This is a genomic window from Mucilaginibacter sp. P2_D11 (genome assembly GCF_056404435.1).
The window spans coordinates 105113-124156 of the sequence record NZ_JBFUEA010000013.1; the positions used below are offsets into that span (position 1 = coordinate 105113).

The 19044-nt window shown below is 44.9% G+C and carries 14 protein-coding genes; 9 read left to right on the plus strand and 5 right to left on the minus strand.

Annotated elements, in window-relative coordinates:
• Positions 1-75 precede the first annotated feature (75 nt).
• From AC1DXC_RS20175 to AC1DXC_RS20205, 7 genes are all read left to right on the plus strand, one after another.
• Positions 76-2472 carry an ABC transporter permease gene (locus AC1DXC_RS20175; RefSeq protein ID WP_477460987.1) on the plus strand — a complete coding sequence of 799 codons (2397 nt, stop codon included), beginning with the start codon at positions 76-78 and terminating at the stop codon, positions 2470-2472.
• A 103-nt stretch (positions 2473-2575) separates the two neighbouring features.
• Positions 2576-4987, plus strand: coding sequence for an ABC transporter permease (locus AC1DXC_RS20180; RefSeq protein WP_477460988.1), 2412 nt, complete (start codon positions 2576-2578; stop codon positions 4985-4987).
• A gap of 153 nt (positions 4988-5140) precedes the next feature.
• Positions 5141-7552 (plus strand): ABC transporter permease, encoded by a 2412-nt coding sequence (locus AC1DXC_RS20185; RefSeq protein WP_477460989.1) that lies wholly within the window; start codon positions 5141-5143, stop codon positions 7550-7552.
• A gap of 392 nt (positions 7553-7944) precedes the next feature.
• Positions 7945-8622 carry an ABC transporter ATP-binding protein gene (locus AC1DXC_RS20190; protein WP_477460990.1) on the plus strand — a complete coding sequence of 226 codons (678 nt, stop codon included), beginning with the start codon at positions 7945-7947 and terminating at the stop codon, positions 8620-8622.
• A 13-nt stretch (positions 8623-8635) separates the two neighbouring features.
• Positions 8636-9976 (plus strand): TolC family protein, encoded by a 1341-nt coding sequence (locus AC1DXC_RS20195; RefSeq protein WP_477460991.1) that lies wholly within the window; start codon positions 8636-8638, stop codon positions 9974-9976.
• 177 nt (positions 9977-10153) lie between these two features.
• Entirely contained in the window at positions 10154-10753 is a 600-nt protein-coding gene (locus tag AC1DXC_RS20200) for a porin family protein (protein WP_477460992.1), read from the plus strand.
• Between the two features lie 368 nt (positions 10754-11121).
• On the plus strand, positions 11122-12879 hold the full coding sequence (locus AC1DXC_RS20205) for a glycoside hydrolase family 9 protein (protein WP_477460993.1): 1758 nt from the start codon (positions 11122-11124) through the stop codon (positions 12877-12879).
• Positions 12880-12953: 74 nt separating this feature from the next.
• Here AC1DXC_RS20205 and AC1DXC_RS20210 read toward each other — a convergent pair whose 3' ends face one another.
• Together AC1DXC_RS20210 and AC1DXC_RS20215 are read right to left on the minus strand one after the other, a co-directional pair.
• On the minus strand, positions 12954-14075 hold the full coding sequence (locus AC1DXC_RS20210; RefSeq protein ID WP_477460994.1) for a DUF3667 domain-containing protein: 1122 nt from the start codon (positions 14073-14075) through the stop codon (positions 12954-12956).
• Positions 14076-14159: 84 nt separating this feature from the next.
• Positions 14160-15419, minus strand: coding sequence for a nucleoside permease (locus AC1DXC_RS20215; protein WP_477460995.1), 1260 nt, complete (start codon positions 15417-15419; stop codon positions 14160-14162).
• A 157-nt stretch (positions 15420-15576) separates the two neighbouring features.
• Here AC1DXC_RS20215 and AC1DXC_RS20220 point away from each other — a divergent pair, with 157 nt between their 5' ends.
• A complete protein-coding gene (locus AC1DXC_RS20220) occupies positions 15577-16182 on the plus strand; it encodes a porin family protein (RefSeq protein WP_477460996.1) in 606 nt (201 codons plus the stop codon).
• A 64-nt stretch (positions 16183-16246) separates the two neighbouring features.
• On the opposite strand, the gene AC1DXC_RS20225 is transcribed toward AC1DXC_RS20220, so the two are convergent.
• From AC1DXC_RS20225 to AC1DXC_RS20235, 3 genes are read right to left on the minus strand one after another with little or no spacing between them, the layout of a single operon-like run.
• The gene (locus AC1DXC_RS20225; RefSeq protein ID WP_477460997.1) at positions 16247-16846 is read right to left on the minus strand and encodes a bifunctional nuclease family protein; all 600 of its coding nucleotides are present in this window, start codon (positions 16844-16846) and stop codon (positions 16247-16249) included.
• A 28-nt stretch (positions 16847-16874) separates the two neighbouring features.
• Positions 16875-17852: an electron transfer flavoprotein subunit alpha/FixB family protein gene (locus AC1DXC_RS20230; protein WP_477460998.1), complete on the minus strand. Its 978-nt coding sequence runs from the start codon at positions 17850-17852 to the stop codon at positions 16875-16877.
• Between the two features lie 35 nt (positions 17853-17887).
• On the minus strand, positions 17888-18625 hold the full coding sequence (locus AC1DXC_RS20235) for an electron transfer flavoprotein subunit beta/FixA family protein (protein ID WP_477461055.1): 738 nt from the start codon (positions 18623-18625) through the stop codon (positions 17888-17890).
• Between the two features lie 67 nt (positions 18626-18692).
• Between AC1DXC_RS20235 and AC1DXC_RS20240 the strand changes: the two genes are divergently transcribed.
• Positions 18693-19037: a tetratricopeptide repeat protein gene (locus AC1DXC_RS20240; RefSeq protein WP_477460999.1), complete on the plus strand. Its 345-nt coding sequence runs from the start codon at positions 18693-18695 to the stop codon at positions 19035-19037.
• The last annotated feature ends 7 nt before the right edge of the window (positions 19038-19044 follow it).

The following is a 19044-nucleotide window of genomic DNA, read 5'->3' on the forward strand; positions in this document are numbered from 1 at the left end:
GTCAAGAGTCAAGATAAAATCGGTGTTAATCGGTGAAATCAATTTAATCGGTGAAATCCGTGTAATAAAAAAACTATGATAAAGAACTATTTTAAAATCGCCTGGCGTAATTTGTGGAAGAACAAAATTTCGTCGATAATAAATATGGTGGGGCTTTCCGTTGGGATGGCTGCCTGTATTGTTATCCTGTTATTTGTATCGTACGAGAAGAGCTTTGATAGCTTTCATGGCGAAAACATTGTGAGGTTAAACGAAGTGCAAAAATTCCCGGGCATGGCGGCGTCTCAAAAAGTGGCGCTATCTATGTACCCGATGGCACCTGCTTTAAAGGCAGAGTTTCCGGAGGTGAAAGATTATACCCGTGTAAAGTGGGATGCGAAATATCAGCTTACTTACAACGAACAAAGGGTTTTTGTACCGCAGGCCTTCGCGGTCGATTCATCGTTTTTTAACATCTTTAAATTTGAAGTAGTTAAGGGCAATGCAATTGATGCGATCACAAAGCCAAACAGCATTGCTATTACACAGCAAACCGCCGAAAAACTTTTTGGTAAGGAAGATCCGATAGGGAAAATAATAAATCATTACGGGGGCGATACGGTGAAATTTACGGTAACAGCTGTTATGGCAAATATCCCCCAAAACTCTCAGCTACAATTTGATGCTTTGTACTCCTTAGCCGGCATCCATCAAAAGTGGATGGATAACTGGGGTGGTAATTGGCTAAATACCTATCTCAAAGTAACCCCCGGTACAAATTTAAGTGCGTTTGAGGCCAAGATGCCCGCCTTTCTGAAGAAACACATGAACGGCGATGGCTGGAAATATTACGAGTTGTTTTATTTGCCGCTAAAAGATGTGCACGCCGGTTCTGCAGATATTGGGCTAGATTACTTAAACTTTCAGAAGTTCGACCAGAAATCAACCAATATGTTTGCAATCATTGCCATCATTGTGTTGATCATCGCCTGCGTTAATTTCATGAACCTTTCTACAGCGCGCTCTGCCGATAGGGCTAAAGAGGTAGGTATTCGCAAATCCATCGGAGCCAACCGGCCGCAACTGGCTTTGCAGTTTTTGGGCGAAACTATTTTGTTGTCGCTGCTGGCATTGCTGTTGGCCATCGCCTTGGTAGCGCTGGCGTTGCCTTATGTAAATAACCTAAGCCTGCGTAGTATCTCGTTGCCTGTTTTTAGTAAACCATTATTCCTGCCTCTTATTATATTAAGTACCATAGGAGTAGGCATACTATCAGGCGCTTACCCGGCGTTGTTCTTGTCGTCTTTTCAGCCGGTGAAGGTGTTGAAGGGCTCGGTAGAAATAGGTAAAAATAAAGGAACGTTGCGCAATATATTGGTTGTTGCGCAATTTACCAGTGCGGTTTTCCTGATGATTGCCACGGTATTTGTAGTGAAGCAGCTGCAATTTATGCAGGGAAAAGATCCTGGTTTTACCCGTGAGCAAATGGTAACCATCCCGCTTGATAGGATTTCCGGCCAAAAGTACCAGCTATTTAAACAACAACTATCAAACAGTACACTCGTAGCCGGCGTTACCGCCTCCCAGGATCAGTTGGGGAGTCATTTAGACCAGTCGGGGGTTAACTTTAAGTATAATGATTCGCCGGTGAGGGAAATGGCTGCAACACAGCTTATAGTAGATAATGATTACTTAAAAGTGTACGGCATCAAAATGGCAGAAGGAAAGAATTTCTCTTCGGAAAAATCTGCCAACGGGCGGGAGTATATTATTAACGAAGCCATGGCGAATGAACTTTTAAAAGATCATCCTAAGGCTACACAGGCTTCTTTAATAGGCCAGCGTTTCGGTTACGATTCATTGGGTGTTATTACCGGGATATGTAAAAACTTTAATTTTAACTCCCTGCATTTTAAAGTTGAAAATTTATTTATCGTAAACCAGGATCAATGGGGGTTCCGGACTGTTTCTGTAAAAATAAAACCGGGCAAGTCAAAGGAAGCAGTGGCGTTTATAACAAATACCTGGAAGGAAATAAATCCCGATCACCCTTTTGAGTACCAGTTCCTCGACGATCATTTCGCGGAAGTTTATCGCGCCGATAACCAGGTAAGCAAAATTGTGGGCATCCTCGCCGGCTTAGCTATCTTAATTTCGTGCCTTGGTTTATTCGGCCTCGCATCCTTCTCAGCAGAAAAACGGGTTAAAGAAATAGGCGTGCGCAAAGTGTTGGGCGCATCGGTACAAAACATAGTGCTGCTGTTATCAACGCACTTTATAAAATTGGTATTGATATCAAACCTCATTGCCTGGCCACTTGCCTGGTACGCTATGAACTTGTGGCTCAAAGATTTTGCCTATCACATCAGCATATCCTCAGGCACGTTTGTTTTCGTGGCGATTTTATCGGTGTTCATCGCACTGTTAACCATCAGTTTCCAATCGGTAAAAGCAGCGATAGCTAATCCGGTGAAGAGTTTGAAGAGTGAGTAAAGGATTTGTCATTGAGTCATTAGGTCATTGAGTCATTTGGACTAGTGGCCAATAAACAAATGACTCAATGACAACGAAGTGAATGACCCAATGACAAAACGATATGATAAAGAACTATTTTAAAACCGCATGGCGCAGCCTGCTTCGCAATAAAAGCTATACTATTATCAACATCACCGGCCTTGCCATTGGCATTGCCGCTTGCCTGCTGATATTTTTGGTGGTGCATTTCGAAACCAGTTTCGATAACTATCACACCAAAAGAGACCATATCTACCGCGTAATTACCGAAAGGCATACTCCGGATGGCATCAAATACAAAGGCGGCGTACCCATGCCGGTTGCGCCTGCACTCAGGGTTGATTATGCGCAATTGCCGCAAGTGGCATCTGTTTTCAACAACTACGATTTGCAGATGAACGTTGCCGATGTGCGTACCGGGGAGGTGAAAAAATTCAACGACGATGATGTGTACTTTGCCGAGCCCCAAATGTTTAAAATATTTGATTTTGAATGGCTCGACGGTGATAAAAAAAGCGCATTAACCGAACCGAATACGGTTATCCTTTCGCAACGGGTTGCCGAGAAATACTTCGGCAAATGGCAGGATGCAATAGGTAAAACCGTGCGTTGCGATAATAAAATAGACCTGAAAGTTACCGGGATTTTGAAGAACCATCCCGCCAATACCGACCTGCCTATAGACATCGCAGTATCGTACAGCACGATAAAACATACGGGCTATCAGCAAAACCTTAACGACTGGGGCAGCAACCTAAGCGCGCATGCCTGCTTCATCTTACTGCCGGATAATGTGAGTCCCGCCGGTTTTAATAGCTTTTTAACATCATTTGTAAAAAAGTATAAGCCAGAGAAAGACAATAAGGACTTTTTGAAACTGCAGGCCTTTACAGAGATGCACTACGATAGTAAAGTGCCCATTTTCAGCGGGCAGGTATTCAGTAAAGATTTAATCAAAACCATCAGCCTCATCGGGATTTTCCTGTTGGTGATTGCTTGTGTTAACTTCATCAATCTGGCTACGGCTCAGGCGATAAACCGCTCTAAAGAAGTTGGCATCCGTAAGGTATTAGGCAGTGGCCGTAAGCAGCTCATCCTGCAATTCATCAGCGAAACTTTTATTATCACCCTTATTTCGGTTGGGTTAGGCATTGGGTTAAGTGAGGCAGTATTGCCATCATTAAACAACCTGCTGGAAGTACAGCTGAACGCCAATTTCCTGGCAAGTACCGATATCATCCTGTTTCTGATTGCTGTGATAGTAGGCGTTACGCTTTTGTCGGGGCTTTATCCAGCAGTTGTACTCTCGGGCTTTAACCCTATTGCGGCTTTAAAAAATAAGATCAGCAGTGCCAAGAGCGGCGGCGTTACCCTTAGGCGCAGTTTGGTGGTATTGCAATTTGGCATTGCCCAGGTTTTGGTTATCGCAACTATAGTAGTGATAAGCCAGCTCGATTATTTTAAAAATAGCCCCTTGGGCTTTGACAAAGAAGCGGTTATAACGGTGCCTTTAGCATCAGATAGTGTTAGCCGCCTTAAACTCGCTGCACTACGTAACGAGATTATCAAACAGCCCGGCGTGCAGGATTTTAGCCTGAGTTATGGCAGCCCCTCGGATGATAAAAATTGGGGCACAAGCTTTAAGTATAACGACGCGCAGGAAAATGCTGATTTTAAAGCCAGCTTAAAATGGGCCGATGAAGGATATTTTAAATTGTACGGAATGACCTTTGTTGCCGGTCGCCCATATGTCAAAAGCGACACGTTGCGGGAGTTTGTTATAAACGAGGCGATGGTGAAAAGCCTTGGCGTAAAAGATGCTAAAGATGTTATTGGTAAAAATATCAACATTTGGGATAGAAGAGCAGCCCGGATAGTTGGCGTGGTGAAAGATTTCAACACCGTATCGTTGCGCGACCAGGTGCCGCCGGTTATTATGGGTGCCTGGACAGACCAATACGAAGTAGCCAACATCAAGCTTAAACCCGGCAACGTCAAACAAACCCTTGCCGGTATAGAACAGGTTTGGAGTAGCACTTTTCCTGAGAATATTTACGAGTACAAATTTTTGGATGACAAGATTGCCAACTTCTATAAAAAAGAAGATCAGTTATCGGTGCTGTACAAAATCTTCGCAGGCATTGCGATATTCATCTCATGCCTTGGTTTATACGGAATGGTATCGTTTATGGCCGTGCAACGCACCAAAGAGGTGGGCATCCGCAAAACCCTTGGCGCATCGGTGGGCAATATCGTTTACCTGTTCTCTAAAGAGTTTACCCTGCTAATTGTGGTGGCCTTTGTAATTGCCGCGCCGGTTTCCTGGTACTTTATGCAGCAATGGCTGCAAGGGTTTACCTATCGCATTACCCCCGGTGCGGGGGTATTTGTACTAACCATTTCCTTATCCATCATCATCGCATGGCTAACGGTTGGTTACAAAGCAATAACGGCCGCACTGGTAAATCCGGTGAAGAGCTTGAAGAGCGAATGATTTTTTCATTGAGTCATTAGGTCATTAAGTCATTTGTACTTGCGGCCAATGACTCAGTGACAACGAAGTGAATGACTCAATGACAAAAAATACTTGTACTTGCGGCCAATGACTCAATGACAACGAAGTGAATGACTCAATGATTAAAATATTATGATAAAGAACTACTTAAAAACAGCTTGGCGCAATTTGTTGCAAAACAAAGCCACATCATTCATCAGCATAGCCGGGCTGGCAGTCGGTATTTGCTGTTTTCTTTTACTGGCAACCTACCTCATCAACGAGTTGAGGTACGACCGTTTCCACGAAAAGGCCGATCAAATAGTACGCGTTGCTTACACCTATAAATCTGCCGATGATAAAGAAGGGCGTTACCTGGCAGTTACCCAAACCGCCGTAGTACCGGTTTACAAGCAGGAATTCTCGGAGATTGCGGATGGCACCCGGATATTCAACTACTCGGGCAACGGGCCGGCTGCTGTACAGTATGCCGACAAGATATTTAACGAGAAAAGCATGCTGGCAGCCGACGCATCCTTTTTTAAGATGTTCAGCTTCAATTTCATCAAGGGCAATGCAAAAGAGGCCTTATCAGCCCCATCGTCTATTGTCATCAGCGAATCTACCGCTAAAAAGTATTTTGGCAGCGACGACCCCATAGGGAAGATACTAAAGGTAAACGAAAGCCATAACCTGATGGTGACCGGCGTAGTAGAGGATGTGCCTGCTTATTCGCAGATAAAGTTTGATATGATAGCAAACTCGGCCATTATGCCGGGCATTAAAGAGCTTAAATGGAACTCGGCAAGCAACTATTCCTACTTCTTGCTGAAACCGGGTGCTGATGTAAATGCCCTGCAGGCAAAAATGAATGCCTATATCAAAAACATCCTGAAAGAACAAAACAGGGATGCAATTACTTTATACACGCTGGAGCCACTTACCAGTGTGCACTTATACTCAAACGCACTATACAGCCTCGAAGCTGCGGGTAGCATTAAGTATATCTATATTTTAGGCATCGTAGCTGTAGTGCTGCTGTTATTAGCTTGCGTAAACTTCCTTAACCTGGTTACGGCCCGGTCGGCAGAGCGTGCGCGCGAAATTGGTGTACGTAAAGTTATGGGTGCATTACGCGGGCAACTCTTCGTTCAGTTTATTATGGAGGCCGGTATTATTACGCTGTTTTCCTTATTGGCAGGCGTGGTTTTGCTTTACGTGCTTTTCCCGTCGTTTAGCACCTTTACCGGCCAGCAATTAGGCTTTAAAACCTGGAATACCACCTGGCTGGCAGAGGCACTTGTTGCTGTATTTGTTTTGGTAACACTGCTGGCAGGTACATACCCGTCGCTGTTTCTATCGGCATTTAAGCCAATTGTAACCTTAAAAGGCAAAGTATCGGGCCAACCCGGTGGTAATATGCTGCGTAAATCATTGGTTATCTTTCAGTTTGTAGTGTCGGTGTTCTTTATTATCAGCACACTGATAGCAGGTAGCCAGTTGCGTTACATGCAAAGCTTAAACACAGGTATCAATCGCGAACAGGTGATGGTGCTTGATATCGGCGGCATCCCGTACAACAATATCGCGGCCTTTAAAAGCGAGATAAACCAGCAAACCGGGGTGTTAGGCTCAACCGCCAGTTACGACTCGCCGGTAGATGTGCGGGGTGGGTATTCCATCAACACCGCTGACGGCAAAGCTGCTGACTATAGCCTTTCGGTAACGGCCATACCTATCGAAAAAAGCTTTATCCAAACGCTTGGCATCCAACTCATCGCCGGCAGGCAATTAAATGTAGATGACGAGCTGCAGGTAATGAATAAAGAGAGCGAAAAGCGCAACTACAGCTTCGTTTTAAACGAAAAGGCGATAAAGGCGCTCGGCTGGAAGCCTGAAGAGGCTATCGGCAAAAAAATAGGGCTTAACGGGCGTATGGGTACCATTAAGGCCGTTGCCAAAGATTTTAATTTTGCATCGCTGCACCAGGAGATAACACCTATAGTGATGTTCCCCGAGTACGATTGGTTTGGTAAGCTGCTTATCAAAACCTCCGGGAAAAACACAGCGGCAACCATAGCTGCCGTGCAGGCCAAATGGAAAGGTTTTTATCCAAACAAACCATTCGATTACCACTTCCTCGACCAGGAGTTTGAAGAAATGTACAAAACCGACCAGCGTACCGGCTCCATATTAAAAGCCTTTACCATGGTTACCATATTTATATCCTGCCTTGGCTTGTTTGGCTTAGCGGTGTTCAGCACCCGCCAGCGGGTTAAAGAAATTGGCATACGCAAAGTATTAGGCGCCAATGTAATGAGCATTGTAGGGCTTATCTCTTCCGATTTCCTCAAACTGGTTTTGATAGCCGTTATCATATCATCGCCGCTGGCATGGTATGCCATGAGCGCCTGGCTGCAGGATTTTGCCTTCCGGATAGATATCCAATGGTACGTTTTCCTGCTGGCAGGAGGGATGGCCATCTTCATCGCTTTCGTAACGGTTGGCTACCAGTCGTTTAAAGCCGCGCTGAGCAATCCGGTGAAGAGCTTGCGGAGTGAATAGAAATTAGAATCAAGAATCAAGAATCAAGAATCAAGAGCCAAGAATCAAGAATCAAGAGCCAAGAATCAAGAGTTCAAGAATCAATAGGCAAAACAAGAGCCGGGATGTTATTCGTCCTGGCTCTTGGCCGTTTTAGATAGGTAACCAATGAGTCCATCGTAATTCCTGTTGTCTTGCTTCTTGTTTCTAAAAGTCTTATTTCTTTCCCAAAGACTGTATCATTACCGAACGCACGCTGTACATAAGCGTACAGTATTACGTTCGAAATTTAAATATAATATACTGATATGCAATGTATTATAACTTTGGTATGTTATTGATACTTCAATGCCAAAATCAAATTAAGAAATTGCAACCAGTAAACAATTATCCATTAATCTTAACCAGTTAAAATGTTATCACTACAGCATATTTCGAAGTATTACCAGGTTGGCGGCAACAAAAATTTTGTTATCAACGATATCAGCCTGGATGTTGATGAGGGCGAGTTCGTATCTATCATGGGGCCATCGGGTTCTGGTAAATCTACCTTGCTCAATATCATCGGCATGTTAGATGAGCCATCTACAGGCTTCCATTACTTCGTAGACCAGCCCGTTCACCAGATGAAGGAAAAACAACGCTCGGCTTTGTACAAACAATACATCGGCTTCGTTTTCCAGGCATATCACTTGATTGATGAGCTAACCGTTTACGAGAACATCGAAACCCCGCTGATATACCAGGATGTGAAAAGCAGCGAACGCAAAGCCATGGTTGCCGATATGCTGGATCGTTTTAACATCGTTGGTAAAAAGGACCTTTTCCCGGCGCAACTATCGGGCGGGCAGCAGCAATTGGTGGGCATAGCCCGTGCGCTGATAGCCAAACCCAAATTGCTTTTGGCCGATGAGCCAACCGGTAACCTCAACAGCAAACAAGGCGAAGAGATTATGGAATTGTTCCGTAAGCTGAACAAAGAAGATGGCGTTACGATTATCCAGGTAACGCACTCCGAAAAAAATGCGGAATACGGTTCGCGCATCATTAACCTGCTGGATGGAAGGGTAGAATCTTCAAAAAAATTCTGAACTACAACATACAATGCGATACTTTAAATACCTACTTTTTAGTCTTTCCCTGCTAATCCCGGCACTGGCGCACAGTCAGGTGGCCGATACCACGCTTACCCTGCAGCAATGCATAGATATAGCGATAAAGAACAACCTCGACGTGAAGAAGAGCGAGCTGGCGTTGGCAACTGCGCAGGTGAACTCCAACCAGGCCAAGGAATTTATGCTGCCCGCCATCAGCGGCCAGGTAGACCATGGCATCAACAACGGCCGCGGGATTGACCCATCAACCAACACTTACGTAAAGCAGTCGTTCAAATCGGGCAATTACAGCCTCAACGGCGACTTAACCGTTTTCAGCGGCTTGCAGAACCTCAACAACATCAAGCAAACTTCGCTGGCCTACCAGGCCGGTAAAATGGACCTGCAACAAGCAAAGGACCAGATAACCATCAACGTTATCACTGCCTATTTACTGGTACTGAACAATACCGAACTATTCAACCAGGTAAAAAACCAGTTGGATGTTTCTAAAAAACAGGTAGAACGTTTAGAGATATTGGAGAAGGAGGGAGCCAACAAGCTGCCATCAGATCTGTACGACCTCAAAGGTACCTACGGCGATAACCAATTGAATGTGGTAACTACCAACGCTACCTTAAAAACATCTAAGCTAAACCTGCTGCAGATACTCAATATCCCTTACAAGGAGAATATCTCCCTGCAGCCCATCAATGCCGACGACCTGGCCAAGCAAACCACAAACTCTGCCGACCAGGTGTATGATATCGCCCTAAACCAGCTGGCCTATATAAAAGCAGCCATCCTGAGGCGCCAAAGTGCCGAGAAAGGTGTTAGCGTAGCAAAGGGCTCATTATTACCAACCGTATCTTTATATGGCGGCATATCTACCAACTACTCCAGTGCAGCACAGCTTAACGGGCAAACCATTGGTTATTACGATCAGTTCAAGAATAACTACGGCACGCAGTTTGGCATAAGCTTAAGGGTGCCTATCCTCAACTACATGCAAAACCGCAACAAGGTGGCCCTGGCCAAAATACAGTTGCAGAACAATATCTATGTAGAGCAAACCACCAAGGTGCAACTGAAACAGAACGTAGAGCAGGCCTACCTCAACATGACCTCGGCCTACGATAAGTACAACGTGCTTACCGATCAGGTGAAAGCCTACACCGAATCTTTCCGCACGGCGGAGATAAGGTTCAATGCTGGCGTGCTTACCTCGGTAGATTTCGTGGTGGCCAAAAATAACCTCGACAGGGCAAAAATAAACCTCATCAACGCCCGCTACGAAGTTTACATTTATAACAAAATTTTAGATTATTACCAGGGAAAATTATCATTATAATAAAATTTGCTTTGTATTGTAATATTATATTACATTTATCGCAGAATTAACCCGGTACCCGGTACGCCATTGTCAACGGCGTACCGGGTATTTCCAATTCCTCCTTTTCCGCTTTTTACTGTCAACTCTGCAACACAAAACCTATATTGCGTTGTTAAACACTAAAACCGCAATCCAATGAAAAAAATCTTATTTACAGTAGCCATCGTATCGTTATTTGCATTTAAAAGTCAGGCGCAACTTTTGCCAAAATTCCAGTTTGGTGTTAAAGCCGGTGCTAACCTTACCAGCCTATCGGGCAGCAGTTCGTTAAGCAGCGATAACCGCGCTGGCTACCTCGGCGGTTTCTTTGCCCGTTTTGGCGCCCTCGGGTTCAATTTTCAGCCCGAACTTTACCTTACCAGCAAAAACGTGGATATAAATACCAGCACCAGCGCATCAACCAAAGCAAAATTCACCAGTATAGATGTTCCCTTACTTTTCGGCGGTAAAGTTGGCGCCTTTGGGTTTGGCGGCCGTTTTTATACCGGCCCGCTATTATCTTTTGCCATCAATAAAGACAAGAGTTTTTTCAACGCTGCCGGTCAGGCAGTTACTTTCGACTACAAGGACTCTAACTTTGCCTGGACGGTAGGCGCCGGGGTCGACATTCGAAAAATATCGATAGATCTGCGCTACGAGGCTGGTTTAAGCAAACAAACCTACGTAGATGGCTCTACTAATATTAAAACCCGTGTAAGCCTTTTTAATTTAAGCCTGGGCTACAGCTTTTTATAATTTAAAATGACATCAGAAAGGTCTGTGCAAATTTTGTACAGGCCTTTTTTTGTGGGATACGCCTTGCGTGTTTGAAAGTTTCTAACTCATTACTTGTCGCTCGCATATTGACTCACCCCGACGGCCCGCATGCGCGGGCATCGACCCTCTCTAACTTCGTTAAAGAGGGTGTGGAAAAAAAGTAGCTTCACCCTCTTTGCGGAGCAGAGAGGGTCGGCCAGTCCCCACAGCTGTGGGGAGGGTGAGTCCACTCGCCACGCGGTTGCCGCCATGACTCGAACACTCCTCCCCAAAAATAGCCCGATTAATTAACAAAGTATTATAATTGGTTATCTGTAGGGCACTATCTTTATAAAAAATATTGCAGCATGCTACACCGAAGAATAGGCGCTTTAATTATAGCTTTATGCCTGTCCAATTTATGTCTTAAAGCACAAACAATAACCGGCGATGCGAAAAGCCTTATCCGTTTAAATCAGGTTGGCTTTTACCCGGTATCACCTAAGGTGGCCATTGTTGTTGCGACAAAAAAGATGGAATTCCGGATTAGGGATGCGAAAGGGAAAACCTTTTTTACAGGGCAGTTGACTACTGCTGCACAGCCTGCTTTTTCTGGTGCATACACTTTTATTGCCGATTTTTCTACGTTCGACAAGCCTGGTAAATATTTTATAGAGGTTGAGGGCCTCGGTAGTTCATATGAATTTCAAATTAAGCCAAATGTGCTTAAGCCCGTGGCTGATGGCAGTCTTAAGGCTTTTTATTACCAGCGCGCATCTATCCGGTTAGAAGAAAAGTATGCCGGCAAATGGCAAAGGGCGGCGGGCCATCCCGATGATAAGGTGTTGATTCATGCATCTGCGGCATCGGATAAACGACCTGCAGGCTTCGTGATTTCCTCGCCCCGGGGCTGGTACGACGCGGGCGACTACAATAAATACATTGTGAACAGTGGTATAACTATGGCTACGCTGCTTTCTTTGTACGAGGATTTTCCGGAATATATGAAAACCGTGAAACTCAATATCCCGGAAAGCACAAACCAACTGCCCGATGTGCTTGACGAGGTATTATGGAACCTCCGCTGGATGCTGACTATGCAGGACCCGAACGATGGCGGCGTTTATCATAAATTGACCAACGCCCGTTTCGATGGCATGATTATGCCCGATAAGGCAGACTCTACGCGCTACGTAGTACAAAAAAGCACTGCCGCTTCGCTGGATTTTGCTGCGGTGATGGCGCAGGCTTCGCGTATCTTCAAAAAATTCCCGAAGCAACTGCCGGGGCTTGCAGATTCCTGCATAAAGGCTTCGGAATATGCCTGGGCCTGGGCAGAGAAAAATCCGGCGGTGATTTACAACCAGGATGCGATGAACCGGGAATTTAAGCCGGCGGTGGTTACAGGTACTTATGGCGATAGGCGCGTTACTGATGAATTTATTTGGGCGGCTGCGGAGTTGTATGTAACAACGGAAAAGGCAGCTTACCTGGATAAATTTCCAATAACCAGCAAGCGATTGTTCCAGGTACCAACATGGAGTTCGGTTAGCATGCTGGGGTATTATACGTTGCTACAAAATTCAAAAAAATATGCTGATTCGATCAGTCTAAAAACCAATATTTTAGCTTTAGCGGATATGATAACAAATGGTGTTGACAAAAACGCCTATGAAACGCCAATGACCAATTTGAACGCAAACTTTAATTGGGGCAGCAACAGCATTGCCGCTAACCAAGGGATACTTTTGATAAAAGCATACAAGCTTTCTGGCGATAAACGATATTTGAATTTCGCTCTCGCCAACCTCGATTATATTTTGGGCCGGAATGGTACAGGCTATTGTTATGTGACAGGCTTCGGCAGCAAGCCAACCATGCACCCGCATCACCGGCCATCGGTGGCAGATGGGGTGGTGGACCCGGTGCCTGGCTTATTGGCAGGCGGGCCAAATCCGGGCATGCAGGATAAAATAAAGCTGCCCTCACTTTTCCCCGACGAAGCTTATATTGATGACGACGGGGCCTATGCCTCTAACGAAATTGCCATTAATTGGAACGCGCCGCTGGCTTATCTGGCGAATGCCTTACAGGCCTTGCAAACGGGATGGAAAGCCCCCAAATAAGCAAGAAAAAGGCGATAAAAACATCCCTTTTTTGTGCCCATTTTGGTAAAAACACGGAAGTTTTAGCAGGTGTTTTATACCGATGTGAGCGCTATGATGAAAAGAAACACAAAAAAACAGGCAATTGAAGTAAGAAGGTACATCAGGGATACACCTATCATTTTGCTTACGGTACGCCAGCGACTGCGTTGGTACACCACCCTTAACGATCGGTAAACATACCACACAATGCCAACAAATGTAATCAGTTGCACCCAATCCATAACCGGTTTTTCCCAACTATTCGGCAGTATCAACTGCAGGAGTAAAGATGCCGTAAGAAACAGAAACACAAAGCAGTGCAGATGTATGGAATAGATGATATGCTCTACATACAGCTTATGATTTTTTCTGAAAGCTATCTTCAATATCAGGGCAAACAGCGGCAATATCACAAACATAATTTTTGGCGAATTATGCGTAACCGCTTCTTTAACAATTTCCTGCGGGTGCCCCTGTTTATTCCAATCGAAGCCTTTTTTAGTAATATACCGCATTAAAATACCGTTGCGTTTTTCTTCCGGCAGTTTAGCCTGTTCTGCTAAATATTCCTCATATGTTTTGGCTTTGGTATCATTGTTTATAACGAAGTTGCCGCGTTCTTCACTTTCCTCACCTCCTGCGTTTTCATGACCGGGCTTGTCTTTTACGCTGGAGTCCTGAACGGTTTTTTTTACTGCACCCGGCAAGTAGGTGCTTACAAGTCCTTTTATCTTCTTCTTCTCTTCAGGGCTTAGGCTGCCATCGTTGTTAATATCGGTAAGCAGGTTGTGTTGAATGGTATCTTTCAATTTAACCCCCTGTTCGGCTTTCTTTTTATTCTCACTCACCTTTACCACATTGTTGCCGTTCACTTTAAAAAACAGTACGAAGAAAATCAAACTGATAAAAATGTACATCTTTACCGGGTGCAGGTACTGCATCCGCCGGCCGGCCAGGTAATCAACCGTGAGCTTGCCGGGTTTGGCAAACAAAGGTTTCAGGGTATGGAAAAACTGGTAATCAAAGTGAAAGTAATCGCTTACCGCATGGTTAAGCATGTGGCCAAAACTTTCCTTCATCTGTAGGTTTTCCTGCCCGCAAACATGGCAAAAGTGGCCCTGCAAGTCGGCTCCGCAATTAAGGCAATCCGTTTCGTGCCGGTAATGCTTTTTCATAGCTTGTTGTGATTGAGGTTATTAGTAAGCTATTGTAAGATTTTTTTTTCTTGAATCTTGTTGCCTTTGTTCCCGTGTCTGAAATTAAGCATGTTCTATAGCGTGCTTTAAAGCGGCATTGTGCTTATACCTGAAAACGAATGGGAAAACGATGGCGATTACCAACGCATAGCCAGCGAAAGACAGCCAGATGTTGTGCCAGTCTTTCTCGCCATTAGGTAAAATAAAATAGTGTTGAATTAACCAACCGCTTAGGTTGCTCCCAAAAAATGCACCAAACCCGTTTACCATCATCATGAATAATCCTTGTGCGCTGCCCCGTATTTCAGGCGACGCTTGTGTTTCCACAAATAAAGAACCAGAGATATTGAAGAAATCGAAGGCCATACCGTAAACGATGCACGATAGGATGATCATCCAAAAACCCTCGGCCGGGTTGCCGAAAGCGAACAATCCGAAACGCAGCACCCAGGCTATCATACTGAAAAGCATTACGTATTTGATACCGAACCTCCTCAGGAAAAATGGGATTGCCAAAATAAATAACGTTTCCGAAAATTGAGAGATTGACATAACAACCTCAGAGTGCGTCACCGCGATCGTGTCTTTATAAGCAGGGATTTTGCTGAAATCGCCGAGGAAAGTATCGCCGTAAGCATTGGTAAGTTGCAAGGCGGCCCCCAATAACATCGAAAAAGCAAAGAATATAGCAAAGCGAGGGCTTTTAAATAGTTTAAACGCATCCAGCCCCATCAACTCTACCCACGATTTTTTTTGATTTTTTGCTGCCAGCGGCGGGCACTGCGGCAATGTGAAGGCATACACACCCAATACTAACGCTACAAAAGAAGCGATATAAAACTGATTGGCCGATTCTCCGTTATGCGTGAAGTTTATCGTCCATAGTGCGGCAATGAAACCCACAGTTCCCCATGTGCGAATAGGAGGGAATACCTTTACAACGTCTTCGCCCGATTTTTTTAATGCCGAATAGGAAACCGCTATGGATAACGACAGCGTTGGCATATAGAAAAACATATTCAACAACATCACCCAAAAAAATGTTATGGGGTTGGTAACACGTGCTATAGTAAATAGCGTAAGTGCACCTAAAATGTGTAGTAACCCGTATAATCTTTCTGCATTGATGTATTTGTCGGAGATAATGCCCGCAATTGTGGGGGAAAAGATGGAAGCTATCCCCATAGTAGAAAATATCGCTCCAAATTGAATATTACTACCCAGGTTATTAGAAAACCAATATTTGCCTATAGAAATAAGCCAGGCTCCCCAAATAAAGAATTGCAGGAAATTCATTAGTATTAAGCGGAACTTAATATTCATATAGCACAGTTTAAGATCAGTATGAGTAAAACGTTAAATTCAAAAGCGGAAATTACTGAAATAAGGCGAGATGGGAAAACGGACTCGCATAGTTTATCCAAAATAACTGAAAAGAATGGCAAAAAACCTTACCTTTAATCAACTTAAATTACAATTCATGTTAAAGTTTTTTACCCTCTTGCTGGCTTCAGCAATTCTTTCGCTAACGGCAGTTGCACAAACTAAAAATACCAACCAATTTGGCGTTAGTGCCGGATTAAACTTTGCAACCGTTACAACCAGCGCTTACACCAATAGCGATTACAGAACAGGGTTTAACTTCGGTATATCGCTTGATCATTTTTTCTCGGAAAGCTGGAGCATTAAGGGTAAATTGGCTTACGACCAAAAAGGCTGGAAAGGTTATCTTGAAACACCTACCGATCAATTTAATACTACTTACAATTTAGACTATTTAACTATCCCGGTTATGGCTAACTGGCACTTTGGCCGCACTAAAAATTGGTACCTTAATTTTGGCCCGTACGTTGGTATTTTATTGAATGCCAAAGAAACGACCGGCGGCAGCGATGTGAAAAATATTTTTAACACAACCGATGCCGGCCTTGACGTTGGCATCGGCGTTAAATTCCCTGTATCAGAAAAGGCAAAGTTCTTTATAGAAGTTAATGGGCAAGGCGGTATTGCTGACATTTTGAAGGATAATACTTATTCAGCATTAAGGAATAGTGTAAGCAATTTGAATATTGGCTTAAATTTTTAAAGATCGGTTGCCTATATATAATGGTAAGGGTATGCCGGGACCGGCAATTTTCCTTTACCATTCTTTAGGATGCTTTCCGCTTATTTAGCTCATCGCGTATTTTTGCGGCCTTTTCGTAGGCTTCCTCGGCGAGGGCCTGCTGCAGGCGGGTTTTTAGCTCGTCGTCGCTAACGGAGGTAAATGAACCCGCAGGTGTGGCCGGTGTTTTTTCTTCGGAGGTTTCGTTAATGTTCTCAAGGTACACGAAATCGTTGCCCTCTATCACGATACCCGCTGTAGAGAGGATAAACTCATAGGTGTAAATAGGGCAATCGAACCGTACCGATACCGCAATGGCATCGGAGGTACGGGCATCAATCTCTACCGTTTTTTTGCCATCGAAACAAACCAGCTTGGCATAAAATATACCATCTACCAGGTTGTAGATGATGATTTCCTGTACCGAGATGTTGAACGCCTGCCCCAGGCTCTTGAATAAGTCGTGGGTGAGGGGACGGCTCGGCGTCATTTTTTCTATTTCTATCGCAATAGCCTGTGCCTCAAAGCTGCCTATGATGATAGGTAACCTGCGGCGGCCGTTCATTTCGCCCAAAACCAACGCATACGCGCCGGATTGTGTTTGGCTATAAGAAAGCCCAACGATATCCAGCTCAATTTTTTTCATATCATTACCCATCGCAACAAAACAGTTTTTAAGCCGAAGCTTTATATTCCTTAACCGCAGCAATCAATTTTGGCAATACCTCAAAGGCATCGCCAACTATGCCGTAATCCGCAACCTTAAAAAACGGGGCCTCGGCATCTTTATTGATTACCACGATAACCTTTGACGAGCTTACACCCGCCAGGTGCTGTATGGCCCCCGAAATTCCAATGGCAATATACAAATTTGGGCTGACAGCTATGCCTGTTTGGCCAACATGTTCGCTATGTGGGCGCCAGCCGGCATCAGATACTGGTTTTGAGCAAGCCGTAGCAGCCCCAAGCAGTTCAGCCAGTTCTTCAACCATACCCCAGTTTTCGGGGCCTTTCAGTCCGCGCCCGCCTGATACCACAATCTCGGCATCGGGCAAGGAAACCTTATCCGTAGAGCGCACGATATCTTTTATCATCGCCTTAAAGTCGGACTCTTTATTTTCTATGGCAAAATCTTCCACCGGCGCATCCGCCCCGTTCGCTACTACTTTATAAGCATTAGGCGTAAGCGAAATTACCTTTATAGCAGAGGTAAACTCCACCGTGGCAAACGCCTTGCCGGAGAAGGCTGTTTTCTTCACCGTAAATTTGCCGCTATCCTGAGTTGGCAGTTCAACTGCGCCATCGGCCAGGCCGGCTTGCAGTTTTACAGCAATGCGTGGGGCAAGTCCGCGCCCGCTGAACGAGTTGGATAGCACAACAATATCCGCGCCCTGTGCTTTGGCAGCTTCGGCAATTACCGAGGCGTAGGCCTGGTTCACAAAGTTTTTCAGTTTAGCGTTGCTTACGTTCAGCACCTTTTCGGCGCCGTATTGGCCAAGGGCGGCTAACTCGCCAGCAGCCACATCGCCAATGGAAATGGCTACGACGCTGGTTTTATTCTGGTCGGCAATGGCTTTGGCGTAGCTTACCGCTTCGAAAGTTGATTTCTTGAACTTCCCGCCTGCATTTTCCGCATATATTAAAACTGACATATATCGTTTTTCTTCTTGAGGTAAAATAGGAATGATTATATAACCCTTGCTTGCGTATGCAACAATTCAACCAGTTCGGCGGGATCACCTGCATCAACCAGCGTTACCTTGCCGCGCGGGGCCGGCGTTTCATAACCGATGATGTTTGAAAAGGTTTCAACTGTTACAGGTTCAACCACCGTAAGTGGTTTGGTACGTGCGCTCATGATGCCGCGCATGTTGGGTATTTTAGGTTCGGCAACCCCCTCGGCAGTACCGGCCACAAAGGGTAGGGGAATAGTCAATACTTCCTTGCCGCCTTCTATTTCGCGCTCTACCGTTGCGGTACCATTGTCAACATCCAGTTTCTTGATGATAGAAACCGATGGGATATCGAGCAATTCACCCAGCATGCCGGCAACTTTAGAGCCGTTGTAATCGATAGATTCGCGGCCGGTAAGTATCAAATCGAAAGGGTTTGCCTTTACGTATTGGGCTATCTGGTAAGCCACGTACCAGGCATCCTGCGGTTTGGCGTTTATGCGCACGGCATCGGTAGCGCCAATGGCCAGTGCTTTGCGTATGGTGGTATCCGTTGCGGCATCGCCTACGTTAATAACGGTAACGGTGCCTTGGCCGCCGTCGGTAAGTTCTATGGCGCGGGCCAGGGCAATCTCGTCGTATGGGTTTAAGATGAACTGAACGCCGTTGGTATTAAATTGGGTGTTGTTATCTGTAAAGGTTATTTTTGTAGTGGTATCCGGAACGTTGCTGATACATACCAGTATTTTCATCATAATTGGTTTGTTTTACGGGTATTTGTTGGTGATGCAAATTTAGTTAAAAAAGAGAGAGTAAAAAATGGAGATAAGCAGATTAGATAAGCTGTTGGCATTTATACAGAACGAGCCTGAAGACGAATTTTTGAAATATGCCTTAGCCACAGAGTACCTGCGCCTTAACGATACCGAAAAAGCCCTGGGCTATTATGAGGACCTGGTGAACAACCACCCCGGTTATACAGGCACTTATTATCATCTGGGTAAATTGTACGAAGCCCTTGGCCGTAAAGATGATGCCATACGCATCTACGAAACAGGCATGAAGATAACCAAAGAGAAGCGCGATAACCATGCCTACAGCGAATTGCAGGGCGTGTATTTGGCCGCCAAAGGTTACGACGATGATGATGACGACGACTATTAACCGATAG